The organism is Neobacillus drentensis, from assembly GCF_036966985.1.
Classification (GTDB): Bacteria; Bacillota; Bacilli; order Bacillales; family Cytobacillaceae; genus Neobacillus; species Neobacillus drentensis_E.
In genome coordinates this window covers 1-4,811 of record NZ_JBALSN010000317.1, presented here as the reverse complement: position 1 = coordinate 4,811, position 4,811 = coordinate 1, and the positions used below count along the sequence as shown (strand labels likewise).

The following is a 4,811-nucleotide window of genomic DNA, read 5'->3' as shown; positions in this document are numbered from 1 at the left end:
GTTTTGGTGCTATTTTATAATTAACTTACCATTTGGTAAATGATAGGGCGTTAACATGGTGTTCAGAAAGTATTTACCGTGCTATTTGATAAAAATATTCAAATAGTTCCCAAAAAATAGACCATTACCTTTTGAGTCAGTATAAAATATACTATATTATAGTGTTTACAATTGGTGAGAGGTGAAAAAATGAATTTCTATATTCCAAAGGTAGAACCAGGAATCAAGTCAAAAAAGGGATTATATTTTTATGAACCTTCCGCTTTAACGAAAGAATTATATCATTATGTCCTATGGGGCGGTGAATATATAGTAGATGTTCCTTACAGTATTACTCGTGATTACATGAATTCCTTTATCCTTTTTTTTATAAAAGAAGGATCGATGCATTTCGACTATCTGGGCCAATCATTTGTAGCCTCGAAAGATGATATTGTTCTTCTAGATTGTAAAGAAAAAAATAACTACTATGCACTGGAGGAAACGAGTTTCCAATTTATTCACTTTACAGGTAGTCAAACGCAAGCTATGTATAACGAGTTATACAAAAGAAAGGGTTGTATTTATAGACTGCCGACTGAAAAAAATAACATTCCAACTATTGTATCGCTAATAGCGTCGAACCAGGAAATTGATTTTAATATATCCTTAGAAATTTATAAACTGCTAGGTAATTTAGTAGAAAGTACCCGTAATCCGTTTGAAAACAGAAGTGCAAACGTTGCAAAAGCAGTACCAACCGAAATTCAAGCTGTACTGACTTATATAAGTGAAAATTACTCATCTAAAATTTCCGTCGACCAGCTGAGTGAAATATCCAATTTAAGTACATATCATTTTTGTCGTACGTTTAAAAGGTATATAGGAACGAGCCCTCACCAATATGTACTAAATTACAGATTGATTCAAGCCAAGAATCAATTGGTGGAAACTAATCTTTCAATTGAGCAAATAAGCATGGATTGCGGATTTAATAGTATTGGCCATTTTATTAAAGTGTTCTCCCAATCTACTGGGGGCATCACCCCTGGAAAGTTTAGAAAGCTTTGTTTTTAATTATATGTTTTTAAAAGATATCCATTTCTGTGGATATCTTTTTATTAATTTTTGATAAACTTTTAAATAATTAGCAAGAAATGATAATTTGATAGCAATTTTATATAATACATCGATTCCTCAAAATTTATAAAATAGGGACAACCGGTTAAACAGTCCTACATTAATAAGGAAGAAGGTTATACAATGGGGAATAAAAAAATCTCATGGGGGATTGCTCCAATTGGATGGCGCAATGATGACATCCCTGAAATTGGGGCAGAGAATACATTGTCCCACTTACTAAGTGATATTGTAGTAGCAGGCTTTGAGGGAACAGAAGTTGGCGGCTTTTTTCCAAAACCTAAAGTCTTGAACAAAGAGCTTCATCTTCGCAAATTAAAAATTGCAGGACAATGGTTTAGCAGTTTTATAATTCGGGATGGCCTGAAAGAAGCCTCTAAAGCTTTCCATAAACATTGCGAGTATTTGAAAGCGGTTAACGCAGCTGTTGCTGTCGTATCAGAACAGACCTATAGTATTCAAAGTACCGAGAAGAATGTCTTCAAAGAAAAACCATACTTCACAGATAAAGAATGGGATCAGTTATGTCAGGGACTAAATGAATTGGGAAAAATTGCCACTGAATATGATTTGAAGCTAGTTTTTCACCATCATATGGGGACGGGCGTCCAAACCTTAGCAGAGATTGATCGTCTTATGGAAAACACAGATCCTAATCACGTTCATTTGCTGTATGATACCGGCCATATCTATGTATCCGATGCTGATTATATGACTCTATTAAATAAACATATCAATCGTATCCATCACGTTCATTTTAAAGATGTGCGTCAATTGTTAAAAGAACAATGTGACAAAGAAGGAAAGTCTTTCTTACAATCCTTTTTGGCAGGGATGTTTACAGTTCCTGGTGACGGCTGCATTGATTTTACAGAAGTATACAAGAAGCTTTTGGAAACGAATTATTCAGGCTGGATTGTCATTGAAGCAGAACAAGACCCCTCAGTTGCACATCCGTTGGAGTATGCATTGAAAGCCCGTAATTATATTAATGAAGAATTAATTCCGTTAGAAAATGGTTCATTGATTACAGGTTAAAAAAACGAACCCTGGGGAGGGAGCATATGAGTAATCAGGCGATTGAAAAACCACGCGATTACAAAAAGGCTTTAAAGAAGATTACAGTTATATCCACTTTCGGAGGACTTCTCTTCGGATATGACACAGGTGTTATCAACGGAGCATTGCCATTTATGGCTAAACCGGACCAGCTAAATCTAACACCGGCTACTGAAGGTCTCGTTACAAGTTCACTTCTTTTCGGGGCGGCACTTGGATCAGTATTTGGCGGGCGTTTATCAGATCGTTTTGGCCGGCGCAAAATGATTCTTAATCTCGCATTACTATTCTTTATAGCTGCAATAGGATGTACCCTTTCACCGTCTGCTGGTGTGATGATTGTCTTCCGATTCTTACTGGGCTTAGCGGTAGGGGCTGCATCTGTAATGGTGCCATCTTTTTTAGCGGAAATGTCTCCGGCCGAGATGCGGGGTAGGATGGTTACCCAGAACGAATTAATGATTGTTTCCGGTCAACTGTTAGCGTTTGTATTTAATGCCATTCTTGGAAATACGTTTGGTGAAGGGGTTTCACATGTTTGGCGTTATATGTTAGTGATTGCGTCACTTCCAGCTGTGGTCTTATGGTTTGGAATGTTAGCGGTTCCAGAGAGCCCGCGCTGGCTAGCATCAAAAGGAAAACTGGGGGATGCACTAAGAGTCCTTAAAGAAATACGTGAAGCAAACCGTGCCCAATCGGAACTTGATGAGATTAAAAATAATATTGCTCAAGAGTCTGGGACTCAGCATGCAACATTTAAGGATTTAAATGTACCTTGGGTCCGCCGGATTATCGGGATTGGAATTGGTATTGCGATTGTACAACAGATAACAGGTGTTAATTCCATCATGTATTATGGTACTCAAATTCTTCAAAAATCAGGTTTTTCTACTAATGCAGCACTGATCGGGAATATTGCTAATGGTGTCATCTCAGTAGTAGCAACTATTGTCGGGATCTGGCTTTTAGGAAGAATTGGTCGACGTCCGATGCTTATTGCTGGATTGACGGGAACAACAGCAGCTCTTGCCTTAATTGGAGTATTCTCGTTAGTACTTAAGGGATCTCCAGCACTTCCGTTTGTTGTTCTCAGCTTGACTGTTACCTTCCTTGCATTCCAACAGGGAGCTATTTCTCCGGTCACCTGGCTAATGTTATCGGAAATCTTCCCGCAAAAATTACGCGGACTTGGAATGGGTGTTACGGTTTTCTGCTTATGGATCACAAACTTCCTTGTTGGGTTATTTTTCCCAATATTACTTAGTGCAGTGGGCTTATCGATCACCTTCTTCATATTCGCTGTGTGTGGAATTGCCGCCATTATATTTGTGAATAAAATTTTGCCAGAGACAAGAGGAAAGTCACTTGAGCAGTTAGAAAGTTATTTCCGTAACTATGGACAAGAAAGTCATAAACAAGCTTCCAATCAATAATCTTATAAAACAATGATTGAATGATGAATTAACTAATAAATGAAAGCGTTATCTAGATGTATCACATTAAATACGTAAACATAAAGGAGAGTATCAACATGACTTTAAGATTTGGTGTAGTAGGAACAGGTGCAATTGGAAGAGAGCATATTAATAGAATTACAAATAAATTATCCGGGGGCAAAATTGTTGCTGTAACAGATGTCAATCTAGAATCTGCCAAACAAACAGTTGAATCCTATCAATTAGATGCAGTCGTATATCCAGACGATAAGGCACTTATTGCAGACCCGAATGTTGATGCTGTAGTTGTTACAAGCTGGGGTCCTGCACACGAAGCAACAGTAGTAGCTGCTGTTGAGGCTGGTAAATATGTATTTTGTGAAAAACCATTAGCCACTACTGCTGCAGGCTGTATGAGAATCGTGGAAGCAGAAATGAAGCAGGCTAAGAAGTTGGTTCAGGTTGGTTTCATGCGCCGTTATGATAGCGGATATGTTCAATTAAAACAAGTTATTGACAACAATGAAATTGGTGAACCATTAATGATTCGTGCTGTACACCGTAACCCGACGGTTGATGAAAACTATGTTACTGAAATGGCAGTTCAAGATACATTAATCCATGAAATTGATGTTCTTCACTGGCTAGTTAATGACGACTATAAATCAGTTCAAGTGGTTTTTCCAAAGAAAACAAAATATTCACATGAAAAATTACAAGATCCGCAATTATTTACAATTGAAACAATTGGGGGCATTGTAATGAATGTAGAAGTATTTGTAAATTGCAAATATGGCTACGACATCCAATGTGAAGTTATTGGTGAAGATGGAATTGCAAAATTGCCGGAAGTTCCAAGTGTTGTTATGCGAAAAGATGCTAAATTAAGCACAACGATCTTAACTGATTGGAAATACCGTTTTATGGACGCATACGATGTTGAAATCCAGGACTTTATTGATTCAATTACTAAAAAAGGTGAGCCTCAAGGACCTACCTCATGGGATGGCTATATAGCAGCAGTAACATCTGATGCATGTGTCAAAGCCCAGCAAACAGGTGAGAAAGAATCTATTGAACTTCAAGAAAGACCGGCATTTTATAGTGATAAAGAACTTCAAACGGTATAATTTTTTGAACAGAATTATGTAGTTTTTTGGTCAAGTATTGTTATAGGTTTATGTAACAATACTTGAC

The 4,811-nt window shown here is 37.3% G+C and carries 4 protein-coding genes; all 4 read left to right on the top strand.

Going from position 1 to position 4,811, the window contains the following annotated elements:
- Positions 1-189: 189 nt before the first annotated feature.
- The 4 genes from V7659_RS20125 to V7659_RS20110 all read left to right on the top strand — a co-directional run bounded on the left by V7659_RS20125 (position 190) and on the right by V7659_RS20110 (position 4,744).
- Positions 190-1,056 carry a helix-turn-helix domain-containing protein gene (locus V7659_RS20125; RefSeq protein ID WP_335541726.1) on the top strand — a complete coding sequence of 289 codons (867 nt, stop codon included), beginning with the start codon at positions 190-192 and terminating at the stop codon, positions 1,054-1,056.
- Positions 1,057-1,242: 186 nt separating this feature from the next.
- Complete coding sequence (iolE, locus tag V7659_RS20120) at positions 1,243-2,157, top strand: myo-inosose-2 dehydratase (protein WP_335541725.1); 915 nt, start codon at positions 1,243-1,245, stop codon at positions 2,155-2,157.
- Positions 2,158-2,183: 26 nt separating this feature from the next.
- Positions 2,184-3,611, top strand: a complete 1,428-nt coding sequence (locus V7659_RS20115) for a sugar porter family MFS transporter (RefSeq protein ID WP_335541723.1) — start codon at positions 2,184-2,186, stop codon at positions 3,609-3,611.
- 98 nt (positions 3,612-3,709) lie between these two features.
- Positions 3,710-4,744: a Gfo/Idh/MocA family protein gene (locus tag V7659_RS20110; RefSeq protein WP_335541720.1), complete on the top strand. Its 1,035-nt coding sequence runs from the start codon at positions 3,710-3,712 to the stop codon at positions 4,742-4,744.
- The last annotated feature ends 67 nt before the right edge of the window (positions 4,745-4,811 follow it).

Bases quoted from the DNA above. Each gene is read 5' to 3' on its own strand.
- V7659_RS20125 (WP_335541726.1), top strand. From the start codon at position 190: ATGAATTTCTATATTCCAAAGGTAGAACCAGGAATCAAGTCAAAAAAG.
- iolE (WP_335541725.1), top strand. From the start codon at position 1,243: ATGGGGAATAAAAAAATCTCATGGGGGATTGCTCCAATTGGATGGCGC.
- V7659_RS20115 (WP_335541723.1), top strand. From the start codon at position 2,184: ATGAGTAATCAGGCGATTGAAAAACCACGCGATTACAAAAAGGCTTTA.
- V7659_RS20110 (WP_335541720.1), top strand. From the start codon at position 3,710: ATGACTTTAAGATTTGGTGTAGTAGGAACAGGTGCAATTGGAAGAGAG.